Genomic DNA, 18,370 nt, shown 5'->3' with positions numbered 1-18,370 from the left:
CCGTGCCACGGCACAGCGCCTGCGACGCGGCGAGATCGCAGGGCGGGCAGTGCTTGAGGCGGGGCGGACATCGGTCTAATGAGGGCGCGCACCTCTGGAGGGTTCGATGCCGCATTTTCTGTCCAAGACCGACGCCGATTTTGAAAGCCGTTTCACCGCGCTGCTGAATGCCAAGCGCGAAGACAGCCCCGACGTGGATGACGTGGTGGCGGGCATCATTGCGGATGTGCGCGCCCGTGGCGACGCCGCCGTGATCGAGTTGACGGCGAAATTCGACCGGATGGAGCTGACCCCGGAGACGCTGCGGTTTTCGGAAGCCGAGATCGACGCCCATTGCGCCGCCGTGCCCGCCAGCGAACGCCAGGCGCTTGAGGTCGCGGCAGAGCGCATTCGCGCCTATCACGTGCGGCAGGTGCCGCAGGATGCCTTCTGGACCGACCCGGACGGGGCCTCGCTGGGGTGGCGCTGGAGCGCGGTGTCGGCGGCCGGGTTGTATGTGCCCGGCGGATTGGCGTCCTATCCGTCGTCCGTGCTGATGAACGCGATCCCGGCCAAGGTGGCGGGGGTCGAGCGGCTGGCGATCTGCGTGCCGACACCTGACGGCCGCGCGAACCCGCTGGTGCTGCTGGCGGCGCGCCTGTCCGGCGTGGACGAGGTGTACCGGATCGGCGGCGCCCAGGCGATTGCCGCGCTGGCCTATGGCACCGAAAGCATCGCGCCGGTCGACAAGATCACCGGGCCGGGCAACGCCTTTGTGGCGGCGGCGAAACGCCGGGTCTTTGGCAAGGTCGGTATCGACATGATCGCCGGGCCGTCCGAAATCCTGGTGATCGCGGATGGCGACAACGACCCAGACTGGCTGGCGCTGGACCTGCTGAGCCAGGCGGAGCATGACGAAAGCGCCCAGTCGATCCTGATCACCGACAGCCCGACGCTGGCCACGGCGGTGACCGAGGCGGTGGAAAAACGCCTCGAGACGCTGGAGCGGCGGGCAATCGCGGGCGCAAGCTGGCGCGATTTCGGCGCGGTGATCACGGTGGCGAACATGGACGAGGCCGCGGTGCTGTCGAACCGCATCGCGCCCGAGCATCTTGAGCTTTGCGTCGCGGACCCGCAGGCGCTGTCGGAAAAATGTATTCATGCCGGCGCGATCTTTCTGGGCGCATGGACGCCCGAGGCGATCGGCGACTACGTTGGCGGGCCCAACCACGTGCTGCCCACCGCGCGCTCGGCCCGGTTTTCATCCGGCCTGTCGGTGATGGATTTCGTCAAGCGCACCACGCTGGCGCAGATGACACCGGCGGCGCTGGCGGCCATCGGCCCGGCGGCGGAAACGCTGGCCATCTCGGAAAGCCTTGAGGCGCATGGACTTTCGGTACGTGCAAGGTTGAACCGTCTGAACCGCAGTTGAGGTTGCGTAGAAGTCCGCCTGTGTTGTTAACTTGCCGTTAAGAATTTGTGGCGTTTTTCTGCGTTGCAGCATAATATGTAGTGTGAGTTGAGACTCGCCTGCAGCCTTGAGGGGATCCGATGCTTATGTCCCGGATTACGCATATCGAACTGGACGACCGCAACCTGCCGCCTCCGACGCCGGAGATCGAGCAGGAAAGGCGTGTCGCCATGTTCGATCTGATGGAGGAGAATTCGTTTTCTCTGCCCCGGCGCGATGACCGGGTGGCCCCCGACGGCCCCTACAAGGTGGGTCTGTCGATCCGCGAAAAGCGGCTGGTGTTCGACATCCGCACCGACAGCGGCGAAGAGGCGGCGCAATTCCTGCTGTCGCTGGGCCCGTTCCGTCAGGTGGTGAAGGATTACTTTGCGATCTGCAAAAGCTATTTCGATGCAGTGAAGAATTTACCCCCGTCACAGATCGAGACCATCGACATGGCCCGGCGGGGCATCCATGATGAGGGTGCGCGCATCCTTGTCGAACGACTCGAAGGCAAGGCCATCGTAGACCACGACACGGCGCGTCGTCTGTTTACGCTTGTATGCGTGTTGCACTTCGGAGGCTAAGTCTGTTTTGACAGCGGAACGTCCGCAATCGGTGTTGTTCTGCTGCGATCACAACGCGGTACGTTCGCCCATGGCCGAGGGCTTCATGAAGAAGTTCTACGGCGCCGAGACCTACGTGCAATCCGTGGGCGTGCACAACGATCTGGAAATCGACGGATTCGCCATTGCCGTCTGCGCCGAGATGGGGGTCGGCCTGTCGCGGCACCGGTCGCGCAGCTTTGAGGAAATGCAGCAGTGGGGCGACGATCTGAGCAGTTTCGACCTGATCGTGGCGCTGTCGCCCGCCAGCCAGCGTTCGGCGCTGGAGCTGACGCGGTATTTCCATCTGACGGTGGAATACTGGCCGATCATGGACCCGACCGGGATCGGCGAAACGCGTGACCAGAAACTGAATTCGTATCGACAGACCCGTGATCAGATCATCACGCGGTTGCAGCAGCGGTTCGGGCCGCCGCGTGTCGACCTCTGATACTTCAAGGGACTTTTCATGACCGAAACAATCCAACGCTATTTCGCGGCCTTCAACGCCGGGGACACCCCCGCCATGCTGGAGTGCCTTTCGGATGACGTGGCCCATCACGTGAACGAGGGCGAGGTGCGGCGCGGCAAGGCGCTGTTTGCGGCGTTCTGCGCCCACATGAGCCGCTGCTATCGCGAAGAGCTGACGGATATGGTGGTGTTCAGCGGCGACGGCGGGCGGCGCGGGGCGGCGGAATATGTCGTGAACGGCACCTACCTGGAGAGTGACTCTGGCCTGCCGGAGGCGCGCGGCCAGACCTATCGCTTACCGGCTGGGTCGTTTTTCGATCTCGACGATGCCGGGCTGATCTGTCGCGTGACGACCTATTACAACCTTGCCGACTGGGTGGCGCAGGTATCGGCCTGATGCGGGTCGAGGTGCTGACGGGCGCGCGCCTGCGGGCCGCGCTGGAGGATGTGGCGCGGCTGCGCATCGCGGTGTTCCGCGACTGGCCTTACCTGTACGACGGTGATCTGTCCTACGAGATGCGCTATCTTGAGGCCTACCTTGACCCGAGCGCGGTTGTCGTCGCGGCCCTTGACGGGCAACGGATCGTCGGCGTGGCGACCGGCATGGCGATGGAGGCCCATGCGGATGATTTCGCCGCCGCCTTTGCCGATCGCCCGGAACCGCTGAGCGAGATATTCTATTGCGCCGAGTCGGTGCTGTTGCCGGAGTTTCGCGGGCAGGGGCTGGGCCATGCATTTTTCGATGCCCGGGAGGATCACGCCCGCGCCCTCGGGCGGCGCTACAGCGCCTTTTGCGCGGTGATCCGTGACGATGATCACCCCTTGCGCCCCGCGGATGCCCGTGCGCTCGGCGGGTTCTGGCGGGGACGGGGGTATGCGCCGCTGCCCGGGGTGACGGCGCGGTTCGACTGGAAGGATATCGGCACGGTCGAACACGCCTCACATGAGCTGCAATTCTGGATGAAGGCGCTGTGACGCGCCGCTGAGGAGAGACGATGAAGATTGCGACCGCTGCCTATCCGCTGAGCTGGTTTGACGATTGGGCGGGCTATGAGGCCAAGCTGACGACATGGGTGGGCGAGGCCGCCGCGCAGGGTGCCGATTTGCTGGTGTTCCCCGAATATGGCGCGATGGAACTTGCCTCGCTCGCCGGGGCAGAGGTGTGCCGGGATTTGCAACGCGCCAGCCAGGCGGTGTCGGATGTGATGGGGCAGGTTGCGGCGCTGCACCTGTCGCTGGCGGCACGGCACGGCGTGCATATCCTGGGTGCGTCGGGGCCTGTGGTGCTGGACGGCGGGCCGGGAAACGGGCGCATCGTCAACCGCGCGGCACTGTACACGCCGACAGGGCAGGCGGGGTTCCAGGACAAGCAGATCATGACCCTGTGGGAGCGCACCCCCTGGGGCGTCGAGGGGCTGGGCCCGCTGAAGATCTTTGACACCGCCCTCGGCAAGATCGCGGTGAATATCTGCTATGACAGCGAATACCCCCTGCTGGCACGGGCACAGCGCGCGGCGGACCTGCTGTTGGTGCCATCCTGCACCGACGCACTGGAGGGATACTGGCGCGTGCGCATCGGCACGATGGCGCGGGCGCTGGAAAATCAGATGGTTGCGGTGATGTCGTCGACCGTGGGGGCCTGCGACTGGCTGGAGGCGGTGGACACCAACTGGGGCATGGGCGGCATCTTTGCGCCCCCCGACCAGGGCTTTCCCGGCACCGGCGTGATTGCCGAAGGGCAGATGAACCAGCCCGGCTGGACCTATGGCACGGTCGACATAGACGCGGTGCAGCGCGTGCGCAGCAGCGGCAATGTGCGCAACCGTGCCCATTGGGCCGAACAGGACACCTCGGATTCAGTCGAACTTTGCCCGCTCAAATAGTTTTTTCTTGAATATCCCGCGCGAAAGGCCCATCTAGCCGCAATCCGCCTCATGCAGGCGGTTCCACGTTTACAGGAGACCACATGGCCAAGGAAGATATTCTCGAATTCCCCGGCGTCGTGAAGGAACTCCTGCCCAATGCGACGTTTCGGGTCGAGCTTGAGAATGGCCATGAGATCATCGCACACACGGCAGGCAAGATGCGCAAGAACCGCATCCGTGTTCTGGCAGGCGACAAGGTGCAGGTCGAGATGACCCCCTACGATCTGACCAAGGGTCGGATCAACTATCGCTTCAAGTGATATCGCGCTGTTGCGCGGTATTGCGGAACTAAGTGAGGACCGGATTTGAAACTTGTCCTCGGATCGGGAAGCCCCCGGCGGCTTGAGCTTCTGGCTCAGCTGGGGGTGACGCCCGACGATATCCGCCCCCCCGACATTGATGAAACGCCCCACAAGGCCGAACTGCCGCGCCCCTATTGCGCGCGCATGGCGCGTGAGAAGGTTGCCGCCGTGATCGCACAGGAGGACGAGATCGTCCTGTGCGCGGATACGACGGTCGCCCTGGGGCGCCGAATCCTGGGCAAACCCGACGGGGCCGGGCAGGCGGCAGAGTTCCTCTGGGCGCTGTCGGGGCGGCGTCACCGGGTGATCACGGCCATTGCGCTGAAGCAGGGCACGCGGATCTGGGAACGCGACGTGGTGACGACAGTGCGCATGAAGCAGCTGTCGGACGCCGAGGTGAACGGCTATCTTGCCAGCATGGACTGGCAGGGCAAGGCCGGCGGCTATGGCATCCAGGGGCCTGCGGGGGCGTTCATCCCGTGGATCTCGGGGTCGTTTTCCGCCGTCATGGGCCTGCCGGTGACCGAAACGGCGCAATTGCTGATGGCGGCGGGATGGCCGCTGTGGAAGGAAAAGTCATGAAGGGCTTGCAGATTGTACTGGATCATCTGCCCGACGGGCAGGGTGGCGAGGTCGAGGTCGCGGCATTGCTGGAAGACGGCCGTCTGTCGGATCTGCTGATCGACGACACCAACCAGCCGCGCCCCGGCACGATCTATCGCGGTATCTGCGACCGGCCCGTAAAGGGGCAGGGCGGGATCTTTCTGCGCACCCCCGAGGGCAATGGTTTCCTGCGCCAGATCAAGGGGATGAAGCCCGGAGAGCCGCTGCTGGTGCAGGTCACCGGCTATGCCGAGCCGGGCAAGGCCCTGCCGTTGACGCAGCGCATCCTGTTCAAGAGCCGCTATGCCATCATCACCCCCGGCGCGCCGGGCATCAACGTGTCCCGGTCGATTCGCGACGAGGAGCTGCGCGTGCAGATCCTTGAAATCGCGCATGAGATTTTCGCGGGCGATCCGCTGGCACAGGGCGATGACCCTGCGGGCCTGATCCTGCGGTCTGCCTGCGCCACCGCCGACCCCGATGACGTGGCCGAGGATATCGCCGCCATGGTCGCCCTGGCCAGTCAGGTGCTGGGCGATCCCGGCAAGGACGCCGAAGTGCTGCTTGAGGGCCCCGGCCCGCATGAGCTGGCCTGGCGCGACTGGCCCGCCGAGGCCGATGTGGTGCAGCGCAAGGGGGCCTTTGCGGACCTGGGCGTCGATGACCTGCTGGAACGTCTGGCGCGGCCGGACGTGGGTCTGGGGGGCGATGCGTCGATGTTCGTCGAGGTGACGCGCGCCTGTGTCGCCGTTGACGTGAACACGGGCGCCGACAATGGCCCGGCGTCGGGCCTGCGGGCCAATATTGCCGCTGCCAAGGATCTGCCGCGCCAGTTGCGCCTGCGCGGTCTGGGCGGGCAGATCTTCCTCGACCTGGCCCCGATGGGCAAGAAGGACCGGCGGCAGTTCGAAACCTCGCTGCGCGCGGCCTTCCGGGCCGATGCGACCGAGACGGTGCTGGCCGGCTGGACGCCCTTGGGCAACTACGAACTGCAGCGCAAGCGCGCCCGTTTGCCATTGGGCCCGATTCTTGGCACATTGCTGGGATGAGCTGCCCGATCTGCGACGCCGACGTCGACCCGAAGTACCGCCCGTTCTGTAGCAAACGCTGCGCCGACCTGGATCTGGCGCGGTGGTTCAACGGCAGCTATGCCGTGCCCTCGACCGACCCCGACGATCTGGACGAGCTGGTCGAGGCGATGGAGGAAGAGCTGGCCAACCCCCAGCCGAAACCGCGACTTTCCTAGGGATTTCAGTGTGCTGCGCCGGTCCCGCGGGGGCCCGCCGAGAAGTTTGCACATGCGGCGGTGTTTTTGCGAAAAACCCTCTGGACACCGCCCGAACCGTCGCCTAGAACGCCCACACCCAGAAGGCAGCGCCTTCACCCGTGCCCGGGTAGCTCAGGGGTAGAGCAGTGGATTGAAAATCCTCGTGTCGGTGGTTCGATTCCGCCCCCGGGCACCACTTAAATCCTTGGTGGTAAAGTTTTTTTCCGTTTCCATTCCGGAAGACCTCCTAAGGTTTGACAGTTTTAGAGAACGGTTTGACAATTTCAGAGCGCCGCTCGTTCTCTTTTTCCAGCACGTCCAGTGTCAGGCGATTGCGTTCCGCAAGGTTGGCTGAACGCGAGTAGTGGCGGGCCATCGCCGGGGTTTTCTGCCCCAGCAGATCGGCAATCTGTCGTTCTCCCATTCCCGTCTCTCTCAGCGTCGTTGCCACAGTGTGGCGCAGCCCCTTGAGGGTCAGGCCGGGTTGCACCAAACCTTCCTCTTCCAGCTTCATCTTGAAGCGGTGCCAGACGGTCGAGAAACCGTCATACGTCCATGGCTTGCCCCTGGAGTTGGCGAGGATTGTCACCGCGTCATGTTCGGGCGCGGCATCTAGCGCGGCTTGCAGCGTCGGGCCGATAGGAATCGCAATCTCTTCGTTAGTTTTGCCTCGGAAACCCCAGATGGTGCTGCCGTCGATCTGGCGACGTGTCAGCTTGAGGGCGTCGGAGGGGTCGAGGCCGGTATTCATAATCAATGCGATGACAACGCGAACATGCGGGGCAGTGCGCTCAAGCACTATCGTGCGTTCGTCCTGCTTCCACGGGCGGTTGGCATAGGGGCGGTCCTTGGGGCGGGGCTTCGGGATGACGGCTGCCGAGTAGTCTTGATCAATCAGACCCTTCGGGACGGCAAAGCGGAAGACCTGGCCCAGAAAGGTGCGAACCATGTTAGCGCGCCGCCAGCCAATCTTGGCTGCCGCCTTGTCGTGGATGCCCGCGATCAGCGGGGTATTGATGACGGAAACCGGCGTGTCGCGTATCGGGTAAAGAAAATCGGCGCACTTGCGGTAGTCGCGCTGTGTGGCGGGTGCGCGGTTCTGAAAGTGCTCTGTCTCGAAATAGACCAAGATCAAGCCGCCGAGCGTTCCGGGCTTAGGACCCAATGCTTTCTTGGCTTCGGCAATGGCAGAGATCCGGGTGCATTCCGCGAAGAATTCGGCAGAGCCGAGCGGGGCCCTTTCCAAGTCGATCTTGTGGCCGGTAGCACGATGGTAGCAGCGCGGTTTCCCGTGCCGGTCATTGAAGATCTTGAAGCCTTTGACCCTGATCTGCTTCATTACAATTTGCCCAGGATCGACGCTTGGGTGGTCAGGTCTTCGCCTTCCTTCATGTCGTCAATCCATTTGTCGAGGTCGCGCTTGTCCCAGAGGATAGTCCCCGGACGCACCTCAACCGGCTGAACCGGGCAGGCGGATTTGAAATACTTCACCGGCAGGCCGGTGTAGTTGGCAGCCTCAGCCTGCTTCATCATCCGCACTTGGATAACGCTAATATTGAGGTTCGCATTTGCCATTGGCGATCTTCCTTAGTCGATGGCGTTGGTGTTGTTGGCAGCGCGCTCAGCCATGAATTTCTTGCGGCCCTCAATCTCGTCGCGGATGCCGTCGAGGCTGAAACAGATGGTCGCGACATTGGAAATGGCTCCGTTCGCGATGAAACAGGGGGCGGAACCGACTTTGTTGGCGGTCCAGTCGTTGTTGAAGCCGGTCAGCGGGAAGTCGATGCGCGATGCCCCATTCGTTTCGGGCGAGCGGGCGGCGGCAACGATTTGTTCCGCGTACATGGCCGCAACGCGCTTGCTGATCGCCGGTTTGCGGTGGTCAGACCGCTTGGACTGATCATCGAGGGAGGAGTAGACGCGCGAAAGGAACGAATAGACGAACAGCCCAAAGACGTCGGCTTCGTCCCAGAGACGCCCGATGTGCTGGGCTTCGGCTTCGGGGGCGAAGTAGTAGGCCCCGCTGGCGATGTCCTCATTCAAGCGTTGGCGATCAATGCCGAGTATGTCGCAGATTTCTTTGGTGGGCAGCTTTTCAACCATGGCTTTCGTTCCTTGCTGGGTTAGGCAATAAGTTCTTATATGACCTATATATGGCGTTAGTCAATAACCCGGGTGAGGAAGGCTTGAGGCTGGCGGGGTGATTTTCGGCTCAGGTGAAAGATGCGATCCGCAGAGCATCGCGCGCCAGTTCCAGCGCCTGAGCGTGGCCCGGGTAGGAAAATTCGCCTCCTGCGTCCTCGATCACGTATTCCACAATCGCGAGGGCGCCTGAGACGGTTTTCGCCGGAGTGGTTTCCAGCCTCGTTTCGATCTTGCTCACCCGCTCGTACAGCGCGTCTGTGGCCGGGGTGTCATCCTCGCTTATCGCCAAACCAGCGCACCAGTCTGCGTAAGCGGCCCGCCACTGATCTAGCCAGGCCGGATGTGGGTCAGTTGCTTGAGCGATAGAGATCGCAGGCAGAACCAAGGAAACCCCCGCAACCGGCAAAGCGGTCAACAAGGTGCGACGGGACATAGATCGGCCGTTCGCGCAGGCGCGTTCATTGCTCATTGTCAGGGACTCCTGATTAGATTATGATAACAGAGTTATACTTTTCATTTATCGCAAGCGCAGTCAACAAAAATATAACGTGGTTATTAAAATGAACGCAGTTCAATGCAAGATGGCTCGGGTCGCGGTTGGGCTGGGCGTTCGCGACCTTGCAGAGTTGGCAGGGGTGGCACAGGCTACAATTTCACGCCTGGAGCGCGGAGAGCCATTGAAGCCCTCAACCGTCGCAGTGATCAAGATCGCGCTCGAAGGTGCGGGGGTCGAGTTTATACCCGAAAATGGCGGCGGTGTCGGCGTGAGGTTAAAAAAATGACTTGGGCAGCTCAAGATTACACCCTGATTATCACAGCTACAGGTTCCGTTCTGGGTATTATCGGAGGGCTTCTCTGGCCAGCTCGTCAGCATTATTTGGACAGGCGAAACGATGAAGCTAGAGGTGTGAGAGATGAGCTCAGAAGTGCGATAGATGGTCTGATCGACGCGACTAGCGATCTGGAAGGATACTTCGAGTTAGCTAGCAAAAGGCAATCAAAAGAGGAGATCCCCGCATCGAACCAAGATAGGTTCAATGCAGCTCAAATGAAATTCACGAGCTTGGCAGCATCCTATGGCTTGGATGCGAAGCCGATATGCGAAACTATGCATGCAGCGGCCCATTGTTTTCTCCCGATGCATAGCGAGAAGTTCGGTTGGGAAAATGTTTTTGAAAAAGAAGAGAGAACTTTGTGGAGCTGCATGAAGAACAGTAAAGCGCAATACTCCGAAGCAACGTCTCTAATCGATGAACTCTGGCGCCAAGTTGATGTAAAATATCCACGCAAATGACAATGAGCGCGCCGCGCCCGAAGGAGCACAGGCCGCGCGCTGTCGGGGTTGTTACGGCACTCACCGACTGATCCGGGATGCTTGGGGCATGAACAACCCCAGGCGCATCCGGCCTATTCCTTCCAATCCACCATGCGCATCGCGCCGGAGACGTCAGCGGCGGCAATGCCCGCCTCTTTCGCTTCGGCCATGGTTTTGACGATTGCCGACAGCGCTCTGGCGCGCCCGCCAGCGTCGAAGGCTTGCAGGGGGCGGATGGTGTCGATCTCGACCACGGCCCCCAGCTTGGCGCTGGCCTCGTCCGCCAGCAGGGCGGCAATGGGCTGTAGCGTCCAGATTGCGAGCTGGCGCTGTGCCTCGCGCACCACGGGGCCGGTGGTGGCCCGGTTGGCCAGCGCAGGCAGGACGCCGTAGGCCATCAAGATCCCTTCTCGGGCAGCGGCCAGCGTTTCGTCGGTCATCGATTTGGACAGATCCGGGGAAAGCTGATCCGGCTTTTGCCCTATGGTCGGGTTCATGCCTGCCGCCGTTGCCTGGGCAACGCCCTCGATGATCAGGGTTGAGCCGCGCCGCCCCCGGAAGGCGTGGCGCATCCCCTCCATGTCGCCCGCGCCGCTATCCGGCAGGGGCACGATCAGGCTGCCAAGCGGTGCATCTTCAAACACCGTTGTCAGCGCGGTTTCGACCGCATGCAGCATGGCCCCGGTTAGGCTTGAGCGGCGCAAGGGCGCGGTGCCGATCCATGGCGTCAGGTGGTCCGAACCGATCCGCAGGTGCAGCACCTCTGCGGCAAGCGCGGTCAGGCTGCGCGGCCCGCCTGCCTCGGGGATCGACAGGCGATAGGCGCGCGGCTGGCCATTGCGGGTGGTCAGGTCCCAATCCGTCACAGGCACAAGGCCCAAGTCGGTGATCAGAAACACGGCTTCGCCATTCAGGGCGACGGCGCGGGCGATCATGGGCATGTTTTGGCGGGTCAGCAGGTCGGTGCCGCTGACATCGGCCATGGCAAAGCCGCCTTCCCAGAGGCTGACGCAGCTTTGCACGGTGGCGGTCAGTTCGGCCACGCCACGTCGCCCGGAGATATAACTTTCCCGCGCCTGCATGATCTGGGCGGTGTAGCCCGCGCCGCTCGATCGTTGCTCGATCGGGCGGGCCTTGCTTTTCAGCCATCCGAACATTCCGTTACCTCCATCGCAGGGCGGCGGGTCGGTGGGCCATGCGCCCGACGATCTCGCCAATGGGTTGCCAGTTCCGCGCCTCGATCTGGGCGTCGGGATAGGCGGGGCGCGTGACCGCCGAGATCTCGATCAGATCAGCGGAACGGATGGTGCGCAGGATCGCGTTGCCGCGTTCCTCGACCGTCTCACCACCTGGGCGCACGCGGAAACCCGGTGACAGGCCCCGCACCAGCCCGGCAGCATGGGCAGACAGGAAGTCCCGCACATAGGACACGCCTGCCATATCGGCGCTGATTGTCGCTTCCATGGTCAGCGCGCTGTCGCTTTCGGTCAGGCTCAACGTGCCGGCGGATCGTGAGGCCAGCGGCTTGTTGAAGTCGTGGCCGGCGAGGAAATGGATATCCTCGCCGCTGCCGATCCGATCCGCAAAGGCGCGGGTCGCGATCACTTCATGACGGGCACGTCCCCGCCCCATGGCTTCGGCCAGCACGGTTGCCTGGCCATAGGGGAAGGTGGCCCGAAGGCGGGTTTCCCCGCCAACGGTGCGCAGCTCAAGGCCGTCGCTGTGTGCACCCCAAAGCATCAGGAGCGCAACGCCAGTTCCAGGCCGCTCAGCACCTAGAGCTGCTTGGGGCGGGCGACCGTCACGTCCATGGTCGCCAGCGCAGTGATCCGCAGGCCGCCAGACTGGGCGTCGGAATAGGGATCGCGGATCAGGTCCATGGCCCCCCAGGAGCCGATGAAGATCGGCGCAACGCCCCCAACGCGGGTCGTCAACAGCGACGACACCGCCAAGGGATCACCCGTCGGCGCGCTCAGAGCCGTGCCGGACATGACCACGTTGCTTGCGCCCAAGGCCTTGATCATCCGATCCCACTCCCAGATCGGTCCGGTGCTGGCCGCCAAAACGCTGTCCATGAAGTCCCACAACTCGGGACGGATCAGCGCCTTCACGTCGGACGGGCTGGAGGCGGTGTTCTCGTTCATGAACCGCACCACACCGGAGCGGAACGGCCCCCACAGACCAGGCGCATCAACCGCGGTGATGGGGATGCCATAGTCCTCAGCGCCCGAGATCACGCCGAGGGGCTGGCCGTCTTCCCCGGTGCCCTGGAAGATCGCCCGGTCCAGCTCCATCGCCATCGCGCCATTCATGTCGCGGCGTACAGCCTGTTCCAGTGCGCCGCCCGATTGCTGGAGCGTCTTGCGCGTGATCCGCATCTGAATGCCCAGGTTGTGATCGGGCTTCAGGGCCTTGTTTGCCGTTTTGTAGGCAGACGGCCCGGCCACGTTGCCGCCTTCCCCGTTTGCCCAGCCTGCCGTCACGGCCGAGGTGGTCACCGGCCATTCGACCGCGCCCCGGTCGATGCTGATCATTTGCGTCCCCATGCGGGTGGCCACACTGTCGGGGAACAGCCGTTCGATGATGGGCCGGGTCTGGACGGGGGCGACGGTGCCGCCCGAGATGGTCTCGCCCTCACGCACTTCCAGCGCCTGCCACGGCACGGGGATGGGGCACGGGTTGAGCAGGGGCAGCAGGGGGCAATGCGCCCCTGGGATTGATTGAGGTGTCGCCTGTCGCCGGATGCGTTCAGACGGGGCGCGCTGGCCCAGGCGCGTTGATCGAAGGCGGGGCGGCGGTCACGGCCTTGCGGTACGGGCTTGCGGTACGGGGGCGGCGGCGCAGGGCGGCGATATGGGGTCAGCGATAAAGGGGCGGCCGTCGCATTCTGGTCACAGTTTGGCGCAATGTCAGGTGGGGCATTCCAAGTGGGGCACTTGGGTGACACCAGCGACGTCCGACCGGCGCGCTGGTCGGGCCGAATATTTGGGGGTTGGGGCTTGTTCAGATTTCTCGTGACATTTGCCTTTGCGGTCGTCCTTTTGGCGCCGCTGGCCAGCGCCGAGCCGGTCAAGCTGAGCGCGTCGGGCATCTGCCATGATGCGGCGTCGCCCTGGTACGGGCGGACGGCGCGTTTCACGGCCATGCCCGACATGGCCACCTGCCTGACGACGGGCCGGGCCTATTCCGGCTACGAACCGGGGGCGGCCGAGGCCCCTTCGGACGCCTATGATCGTGACCTTTACGGGGATTGGCTCGATACGGATGGCGATTGTCAGAACACCCGGCAGGAGATTCTGGCCGCGCTTTCCACCGTCGCGGTCACCTGGAACGGCGCAGGGTGCACGGTGGTGCGGGGGCGCTGGCTGGATCCCTATACGGGCCGTATCTTTCTGGACGCCGCAGACCTCGACATCGATCACCTGGTGCCTTTGGCCTATGCGCATGTGCGCGGCGCTGCCCACTGGTCTCGGGACAAACGCATCGCCTTTGCCAACGACACGCGCAACCTGTTCGCCGTCGATGCCTCGGCCAACCGATCAAAGGGGGCGCAGGGGGCGGCGGAATGGCTGCCCCCCGACAGGGGCTTTCAATGCCAGTACCTGCTTCGCTTTGATCGGATCATGGTGCTTTACGGCCTGCACTACGGAGAGTTCGAGGCAGCGCGCATCGCGCGTCTGCGCCAGCGCCATTGCGCGGACGGGACGGGCTGAGGACAGGACGGGCCGAGGAATGCTCCCCTGCGGATGGCGCCTGCCCCCCAAGACGCCCTCAAGACGGGCGCCTTGCCGCGCGTTGGAGCGGTGCCGGGGCCGTGCATGCCGGGATCGGCGTGCGACGCAGGCGAGGGGGCGACACGCCCGCACCGCGATGCGCGGAAAATAAAATTTACTCCATTCCCATAGTCGGATACAGCAAGACGGTTTCAATTCTAAGGTCGGCTAGACGTCCAAATCCAAGGAAAACCCAATGCCCCGCTACCGCTCAAGAACGACCACGCATGGCCGAAACATGGCTGGCGCCCGCGGCCTCTGGCGCGCCACCGGCATGAAGGACGATGATTTCGGCAAGCCGATCATCGCGATTGCCAACAGCTTTACCCAGTTCGTGCCCGGCCATGTCCACCTCAAGGACCTTGGCCAGATGGTCGCGCGCGAGGTCGAGAAGGCGGGCGGCGTTGCAAAGGAATTCAACACCATCGCGGTCGATGACGGTATCGCCATGGGGCATGACGGGATGCTGTATTCGCTGCCCTCGCGGGAAATCATCGCGGACAGCATCGAATACATGGTAAACGCCCATTGCGCCGACGCGATGGTCTGCATTTCGAACTGTGACAAGATCACGCCGGGGATGCTGATGGCCGCCATGCGGCTGAACATCCCCGTCGTCTTCGTGTCCGGCGGGCCGATGGAAGCGGGCAAGATCGTCTGGGAGGGCAAGGAACAGGCGCTGGACCTGGTCGATGCGATGGTCGCCGCCGCCGACTCGCGCTATTCCGACGCGCAGGTGGATGCCATCGAACGGGCGGCCTGTCCGACCTGCGGGTCGTGCTCGGGGATGTTCACCGCAAACTCGATGAACTGCCTGACCGAGGCGCTTGGCCTGTCGCTGCCGGGCAACGGGTCGACCCTGGCCACCCATGCCGATCGCCAGCGGCTGTTCGTCGAGGCCGGTCACCTGATCGTCGATCTTGCCAAACGCTATTACGAACAGGACGATGCCTCGGTCCTGCCGCGGTCGATCGCGACGCTGCCGGCGTTCAAGAACGCGATGACGCTGGACATCTCGATGGGCGGGTCGACGAACACCGTCCTGCACCTGCTGGCCGCCGCCAACGAAGGCGAGGTCGATTTCGACATGGCCGAGATCGACAAGCTGTCGCGCAACGTGCCGGTGCTGTGCAAGGTCGCGCCCGCGAAAAACGATGTGCACATGGAAGACGTGCACCGTGCGGGCGGGATCATGGCGATCCTGGGCGAACTCGACCGCGCGGGCCTGCTGGACACGACCGTCGGCTGCGTGCACGCCGAAAGTATGGCCCATGCGCTCGACCGGTGGGACGTGGCGCGCACGAACCTGTCCAGCACGCACGACTTTTTCCGCGCCGCGCCGGGGGGCATTCCGACCCAGACCGCGTTTTCGCAAAGCCGCCGCTATGACGCGCTGGACCTTGATCGCAAGGCGGGCGTGATCCGCGATGCCGAGCACGCCTTTTCCCAGGATGGCGGCCTGGCGGTGCTGTACGGCAACCTCGCGGAAGAGGGCTGTATCGTGAAAACGGCGGGCGTCGACGAGTCGATCCTGACCTTTTCCGGCCCGGCCCGCATTTTTGAAAGCCAGGACAGCGCCGTGAATGCGATCCTGACCGGCAAGATCACCGCGGGCGACATCGTTCTGATCCGCTATGAGGGGCCGCGCGGCGGGCCGGGGATGCAGGAAATGCTGTATCCGACGTCCTACCTCAAGTCGAAGGGTCTTGGGAAAGCCTGCGCGCTGGTCACGGACGGGCGGTTTTCCGGCGGCTCGTCCGGTCTGTCGATCGGGCATGTGTCGCCCGAAGCGGCCGAAGGCGGCACCATCGGCCTGGTGCAGGACGGCGACCTGATCGAGATCGACATACCGGCGCGCAAGATCGTGCTTGCCGTGGACGACGCCGAACTGGCCGCCCGTCGCCAGGCGCGCGACGACAAGGGCTGGGTCCCCGAGGAGAAGCGGACGCGCCGGGTGTCGAGCGCGCTCAAGGCCTATGCGGCTCTGACCACCTCGGCGTCGCGCGGTGCGGTGCGTGACGTCACCCAGCTGACGCGGCCCGCCAAGTAGCAGCGGCCCGGACCGCCTGAAACCGGGATCTGCCAGTCACCAGCGGCGACGGTGGACCCCGGACCGACCTGCGGCGGCGCCGCGCCCTGACACCCCCCAAGGCGGCGCGCCATACCTGCCTTGGGGGGCAGTCACCAGCATTCCCGGTTGTCACAGGGCCGCTGCGGCGCGTCCCCAGGCGTCCGCCATGGCCCCGGACAAGAGCGGTCATGCGACCGACCGCGCCGGTGCGAAAGCCAAGGAGGTTTCGCCCGATCCGCACTCCGGGCTGAAGGCGCCCGCCGGATGAGCGGCGCTGAGGCGAGAGTGGCAGGCGGGGCGAATGGGGGGGCAAAGCGCGCGTAATCGCGACAGACGGCACAGAGGGCGGCGCGGTCCCGGCACCGCTTGGATACCGTCAAGATACCGACGTGAATACCGCCCTAGACAGAGCGGATGGAATTGCCCGGAACGAACGCATAGTCCAAAGGGGCCACCGGGGCCGCCGGACGCCCCTCGATCATGTCCAGCAGCCCTTGCGCGGCCAGTCGGCCCAGCTCGGCAAAGGGCAGGCGCACGGTGGCCAGCGACGGATGCACGTATTGGGCCATGATCGTTTCGCCGCACCCCGTGATCGAGATATCGTCAGGCACCCGAATTCCCTGGGCCATGCACTCGGCCACGACACCGATCGCGGGCATGTCGCCGGTACAGGCAATGGCCGTAAGGTCCTGACTTTGCTGTATAAGCTTTCGGGTCGCCAGGCGCGCGGCCTCGGCGGAATAATCGCTGGCTTCGGTCACGCCAGCGTCGCCCAGGGCGATGCCATGTTCAGCCAGCCGCGCCAGGCCGCCGGACAGGCGGTCCGCGATGGGGCGGGTGTTGCGGGTCGGGCCGGTGACGATGCCGATCCGGCGATGCCCGCGCGCCACCAGCTCGTCGATCGCGCAGGCCATCGCCGCCGCATCCGGCATCCCGATGGACAACAGCCCCGGCGCGCCTTCCGGATCATCCTGGCTGACCGCGGCGATGCCCCGCGCCGCGATCATAGGCATGACGCCGGGGTGCCGGTAACTGCCTGTAAAGATTATACCTTCTACGCCACGCTCAATCATCGTGCGCGATTGCGCCAGTTCGGCTTCGGGGTCGCGATGGCTGCACGAGATCAGAAGGCCAAAGCCATGTTCGGCCAGAACCGTTTCAACGGCGCCGATGCTGGGGGCAAAGATCGGATTGGACAAGGTGGGCACGATCAGCCCGATGGTCATGCTGCGCCGCTTGACCAGGGCGCGGGCGGCGTTGTTGGGAATGTAGTTTACCTGCGACAGGACATGCTCCACCGCCAGGCGCTTGTTCGGCGCCACCAGCCCGGAGCGGTTGACCACCCGCGACACGGTCGAGACCGAGACCCCGGCCAGCCGCGCGATATCCTTGATCGTCACATCCGTCGACACGCGCCCCCTCACTCTCCCCGTTTGATCGGGCGGCCCCGTTTCAGGGCCACCCCGGCCTGTGATCAGGCCAGCTCTTCCTTGGTCTTGTACCCCTGAACGGCCTTGAATCGACCTGTCAGGTACTCTCCGCAGGTGGTGGGCGCATGTTTTGGCGTCTCACCTTCGGCCAGGCAACTTGGCAGGCATTCGACCGGAGCGTGATAATCCAGATTGTAGAACAATGGAATCGAATAGCGCTCGCGTCCGGTCAGGTTGACGACCCTGTGCTTGTTGGAGAAGTAACGATCATTGGTCCATCGCTGGAACAGGTCACCGATGTTCACCACGAAGGCGCCGTCGATATAGGGGGCCTTGACCCATTCGCCCTGCCGCGTCTGCAATTCCAGCCCGCCGATCGGGTCCTGCGCCAGCAGCGTCAGCAACCCGTAGTCCGTATGCGGCGCGGCACCGTGCTGGCCATCCTCTTCGGCGGCTTCGGGCTGTTGGGCATAGTGGAACAGGCGCATCTGCACCATCGGCTTGGTGTTGAATTGCAGAAAGTGATCCTCGGGCATACCCACGGCCAAGGCCACCAGCCGCAACATCCGCTCGCCCAGGGCGCGCATTTCGTTGAAATAGGTCTCGGCGGCCTCGCGCAGCCAGGGAAACTCCTCTGGCCACTGGTTCGGCCCGTGCAGGGGCAACCCGGCGGCGACATCGGGATCGTCCAGCGGCAGGTCGACGCCCACCTCGTAGCTTTCCTTGAGATCGGCCTTGAAGCCCGGGTGCTTGGTGACGCCCTGTGGCATGAACCCACGGCGGAACACCGGATCCATCACATGTGCATCGCGGACCTCCTGGGGCAGCGCGAAATAGCGGCGGGTCGCCCCGAAGACCGCGTTCAGGGTAAATTCGGGGACGCCGTGGTTCTTGACGTAGAAAAACCCGGTGTTGCGGCAGGCGGCGTCCAGCGCCTCGGCCAGTGCGGTGATGTCGCCGCCGGTGGTCAGCGGGGTCAGATCGAGGACGGGCACTTCGTCCCGGCTGGCGGCGCGGATGTTACGCTCCATGGC

The 18,370-nt window shown here is 64.0% G+C and carries 23 protein-coding genes and 1 tRNA gene; 15 read left to right on the top strand and 9 right to left on the bottom strand.

Annotated features, from left to right (window positions below):
• Nucleotides 1–106 precede the first annotated feature (106 nt).
• From hisD to DL237_RS10825, 11 genes are all read left to right on the top strand, one after another.
• Nucleotides 107–1,411, top strand: coding sequence for a histidinol dehydrogenase (gene hisD / locus DL237_RS10875; protein WP_119399090.1), 1,305 nt, complete (start codon nt 107–109; stop codon nt 1,409–1,411).
• A gap of 125 nt (nt 1,412–1,536) precedes the next feature.
• Nucleotides 1,537–2,016, top strand: a complete 480-nt coding sequence (locus DL237_RS10870) for a UPF0262 family protein (RefSeq protein ID WP_119399159.1) — start codon at nt 1,537–1,539, stop codon at nt 2,014–2,016.
• A 7-nt stretch (nt 2,017–2,023) separates the two neighbouring features.
• On the top strand, nt 2,024–2,485 hold the full coding sequence (locus DL237_RS10865; RefSeq protein ID WP_119399089.1) for an arsenate-mycothiol transferase ArsC: 462 nt from the start codon (nt 2,024–2,026) through the stop codon (nt 2,483–2,485).
• An 18-nt stretch (nt 2,486–2,503) separates the two neighbouring features.
• Nucleotides 2,504–2,902, top strand: coding sequence for a ketosteroid isomerase-related protein (locus DL237_RS10860; protein ID WP_119399088.1), 399 nt, complete (start codon nt 2,504–2,506; stop codon nt 2,900–2,902).
• Nucleotides 2,902–3,480 (top strand): GNAT family N-acetyltransferase, encoded by a 579-nt coding sequence (locus DL237_RS10855; protein WP_199672056.1) that lies wholly within the window; start codon nt 2,902–2,904, stop codon nt 3,478–3,480. Before DL237_RS10860 ends, DL237_RS10855 begins: the two co-directional genes overlap by 1 nt.
• A gap of 20 nt (nt 3,481–3,500) precedes the next feature.
• A complete protein-coding gene (locus DL237_RS10850; RefSeq protein WP_119399086.1) occupies nt 3,501–4,388 on the top strand; it encodes a carbon-nitrogen hydrolase family protein in 888 nt (295 codons plus the stop codon).
• A gap of 83 nt (nt 4,389–4,471) precedes the next feature.
• Nucleotides 4,472–4,690, top strand: a complete 219-nt coding sequence (gene infA / locus DL237_RS10845; protein ID WP_010137880.1) for a translation initiation factor IF-1 — start codon at nt 4,472–4,474, stop codon at nt 4,688–4,690.
• Between the two features lie 45 nt (nt 4,691–4,735).
• Nucleotides 4,736–5,314, top strand: coding sequence for a Maf family protein (locus tag DL237_RS10840; RefSeq protein ID WP_119399085.1), 579 nt, complete (start codon nt 4,736–4,738; stop codon nt 5,312–5,314).
• Nucleotides 5,311–6,384, top strand: a complete 1,074-nt coding sequence (locus DL237_RS10835) for a ribonuclease E/G (RefSeq protein WP_119399084.1) — start codon at nt 5,311–5,313, stop codon at nt 6,382–6,384. The genes DL237_RS10840 and DL237_RS10835 overlap by 4 nt, the downstream gene beginning before the upstream one ends.
• A complete protein-coding gene (locus tag DL237_RS10830) occupies nt 6,381–6,581 on the top strand; it encodes a DNA gyrase inhibitor YacG (RefSeq protein ID WP_119399083.1) in 201 nt (66 codons plus the stop codon). The genes DL237_RS10835 and DL237_RS10830 overlap by 4 nt, the downstream gene beginning before the upstream one ends.
• A gap of 142 nt (nt 6,582–6,723) precedes the next feature.
• Nucleotides 6,724–6,798: transfer RNA gene (locus tag DL237_RS10825), tRNA-Phe, on the top strand.
• 51 nt (nt 6,799–6,849) lie between these two features.
• Here DL237_RS10825 and DL237_RS10820 read toward each other — a convergent pair.
• From DL237_RS10820 to DL237_RS10805, 4 genes are all read right to left on the bottom strand, one after another.
• Nucleotides 6,850–7,941, bottom strand: coding sequence for a tyrosine-type recombinase/integrase (locus DL237_RS10820; protein WP_119399082.1), 1,092 nt, complete (start codon nt 7,939–7,941; stop codon nt 6,850–6,852).
• Nucleotides 7,941–8,177: a hypothetical protein gene (locus DL237_RS10815; RefSeq protein ID WP_119399081.1), complete on the bottom strand. Its 237-nt coding sequence runs from the start codon at nt 8,175–8,177 to the stop codon at nt 7,941–7,943. Before DL237_RS10815 ends, DL237_RS10820 begins: the two co-directional genes overlap by 1 nt.
• A gap of 12 nt (nt 8,178–8,189) precedes the next feature.
• Nucleotides 8,190–8,705, bottom strand: coding sequence for a hypothetical protein (locus tag DL237_RS10810; RefSeq protein ID WP_119399080.1), 516 nt, complete (start codon nt 8,703–8,705; stop codon nt 8,190–8,192).
• A 109-nt stretch (nt 8,706–8,814) separates the two neighbouring features.
• A complete protein-coding gene (locus DL237_RS10805) occupies nt 8,815–9,216 on the bottom strand; it encodes a hypothetical protein (RefSeq protein ID WP_147405339.1) in 402 nt (133 codons plus the stop codon).
• A 91-nt stretch (nt 9,217–9,307) separates the two neighbouring features.
• Between DL237_RS10805 and DL237_RS10800 the strand changes: the two genes are divergently transcribed.
• Complete coding sequence (locus DL237_RS10800) at nt 9,308–9,529, top strand: helix-turn-helix transcriptional regulator (RefSeq protein WP_199672054.1); 222 nt, start codon at nt 9,308–9,310, stop codon at nt 9,527–9,529.
• Nucleotides 9,526–10,041: a hypothetical protein gene (locus DL237_RS20475; protein WP_147405338.1), complete on the top strand. Its 516-nt coding sequence runs from the start codon at nt 9,526–9,528 to the stop codon at nt 10,039–10,041. The genes DL237_RS10800 and DL237_RS20475 overlap by 4 nt, the downstream gene beginning before the upstream one ends.
• Nucleotides 10,042–10,154: 113 nt before the next feature.
• Here the strand turns inward: DL237_RS20475 and DL237_RS10795 are convergent, their stop codons facing one another.
• From DL237_RS10795 to DL237_RS10785, 3 genes are read right to left on the bottom strand one after another with little or no spacing between them, the layout of a single operon-like run.
• The gene (locus DL237_RS10795; RefSeq protein WP_119399077.1) at nt 10,155–11,219 is read right to left on the bottom strand and encodes a phage portal family protein; all 1,065 of its coding nucleotides are present in this window, start codon (nt 11,217–11,219) and stop codon (nt 10,155–10,157) included.
• A gap of 4 nt (nt 11,220–11,223) precedes the next feature.
• Nucleotides 11,224–11,802 carry an HK97 family phage prohead protease gene (locus tag DL237_RS10790; RefSeq protein WP_119399076.1) on the bottom strand — a complete coding sequence of 193 codons (579 nt, stop codon included), beginning with the start codon at nt 11,800–11,802 and terminating at the stop codon, nt 11,224–11,226.
• A 35-nt stretch (nt 11,803–11,837) separates the two neighbouring features.
• Nucleotides 11,838–12,704 (bottom strand): phage major capsid protein, encoded by an 867-nt coding sequence (locus tag DL237_RS10785; protein WP_233544949.1) that lies wholly within the window; start codon nt 12,702–12,704, stop codon nt 11,838–11,840.
• A 357-nt stretch (nt 12,705–13,061) separates the two neighbouring features.
• On the opposite strand from DL237_RS10785, the gene DL237_RS10780 reads away from it, so the two are divergent.
• Both DL237_RS10780 and ilvD read left to right on the top strand, forming a co-directional pair.
• Nucleotides 13,062–13,775: a GmrSD restriction endonuclease domain-containing protein gene (locus tag DL237_RS10780; RefSeq protein ID WP_158585620.1), complete on the top strand. Its 714-nt coding sequence runs from the start codon at nt 13,062–13,064 to the stop codon at nt 13,773–13,775.
• A 256-nt stretch (nt 13,776–14,031) separates the two neighbouring features.
• The gene (gene ilvD / locus DL237_RS10775) at nt 14,032–15,885 is read left to right on the top strand and encodes a dihydroxy-acid dehydratase (protein ID WP_119399074.1); all 1,854 of its coding nucleotides are present in this window, start codon (nt 14,032–14,034) and stop codon (nt 15,883–15,885) included.
• 422 nt (nt 15,886–16,307) lie between these two features.
• Here ilvD and DL237_RS10770 read toward each other — a convergent pair whose 3' ends face one another.
• Together DL237_RS10770 and DL237_RS10765 are read right to left on the bottom strand one after the other, a co-directional pair.
• Entirely contained in the window at nt 16,308–17,318 is a 1,011-nt protein-coding gene (locus tag DL237_RS10770; protein ID WP_147405337.1) for a substrate-binding domain-containing protein, read from the bottom strand.
• Nucleotides 17,319–17,380: 62 nt separating this feature from the next.
• Entirely contained in the window at nt 17,381–18,367 is a 987-nt protein-coding gene (locus DL237_RS10765; RefSeq protein ID WP_119399072.1) for an isopenicillin N synthase family dioxygenase, read from the bottom strand.
• Between the last annotated feature and the right edge of the window lie 3 nt (nt 18,368–18,370).

The sequence above is a fragment of the Pseudooceanicola sediminis genome, from assembly GCF_003575965.1.
Lineage (GTDB): Bacteria > Pseudomonadota > Alphaproteobacteria > Rhodobacterales > Rhodobacteraceae > Pseudooceanicola > Pseudooceanicola sediminis.
Note: the sequence above shows the minus strand (reverse complement) of the source record. Positions and strands in the feature narration are given on the sequence as shown.

Bases quoted from the DNA above. Each gene is read 5' to 3' on its own strand.
- hisD (WP_119399090.1), top strand. From the start codon at position 107: ATGCCGCATTTTCTGTCCAAGACCGACGCCGATTTTGAAAGCCGTTTC.
- DL237_RS10870 (WP_119399159.1), top strand. From the start codon at position 1,537: ATGTCCCGGATTACGCATATCGAACTGGACGACCGCAACCTGCCGCCT.
- DL237_RS10860 (WP_119399088.1), top strand. From the start codon at position 2,504: ATGACCGAAACAATCCAACGCTATTTCGCGGCCTTCAACGCCGGGGAC.
- DL237_RS10855 (WP_199672056.1), top strand. From the start codon at position 2,902: ATGCGGGTCGAGGTGCTGACGGGCGCGCGCCTGCGGGCCGCGCTGGAG.
- DL237_RS10850 (WP_119399086.1), top strand. From the start codon at position 3,501: ATGAAGATTGCGACCGCTGCCTATCCGCTGAGCTGGTTTGACGATTGG.
- infA (WP_010137880.1), top strand. From the start codon at position 4,472: ATGGCCAAGGAAGATATTCTCGAATTCCCCGGCGTCGTGAAGGAACTC.
- DL237_RS10835 (WP_119399084.1), top strand. From the start codon at position 5,311: ATGAAGGGCTTGCAGATTGTACTGGATCATCTGCCCGACGGGCAGGGT.
- DL237_RS10830 (WP_119399083.1), top strand. From the start codon at position 6,381: ATGAGCTGCCCGATCTGCGACGCCGACGTCGACCCGAAGTACCGCCCG.
- DL237_RS10820 (WP_119399082.1), bottom strand. From the start codon at position 7,941: ATGAAGCAGATCAGGGTCAAAGGCTTCAAGATCTTCAATGACCGGCAC.
- DL237_RS10815 (WP_119399081.1), bottom strand. From the start codon at position 8,177: ATGGCAAATGCGAACCTCAATATTAGCGTTATCCAAGTGCGGATGATG.
- DL237_RS10810 (WP_119399080.1), bottom strand. From the start codon at position 8,705: ATGGTTGAAAAGCTGCCCACCAAAGAAATCTGCGACATACTCGGCATT.
- DL237_RS10805 (WP_147405339.1), bottom strand. From the start codon at position 9,216: ATGAGCAATGAACGCGCCTGCGCGAACGGCCGATCTATGTCCCGTCGC.
- DL237_RS10800 (WP_199672054.1), top strand. From the start codon at position 9,308: ATGAACGCAGTTCAATGCAAGATGGCTCGGGTCGCGGTTGGGCTGGGC.
- DL237_RS20475 (WP_147405338.1), top strand. From the start codon at position 9,526: ATGACTTGGGCAGCTCAAGATTACACCCTGATTATCACAGCTACAGGT.
- DL237_RS10795 (WP_119399077.1), bottom strand. From the start codon at position 11,219: ATGTTCGGATGGCTGAAAAGCAAGGCCCGCCCGATCGAGCAACGATCG.
- DL237_RS10790 (WP_119399076.1), bottom strand. From the start codon at position 11,802: ATGCTTTGGGGTGCACACAGCGACGGCCTTGAGCTGCGCACCGTTGGC.
- ilvD (WP_119399074.1), top strand. From the start codon at position 14,032: ATGCCCCGCTACCGCTCAAGAACGACCACGCATGGCCGAAACATGGCT.
- DL237_RS10765 (WP_119399072.1), bottom strand. From the start codon at position 18,367: ATGGAGCGTAACATCCGCGCCGCCAGCCGGGACGAAGTGCCCGTCCTC.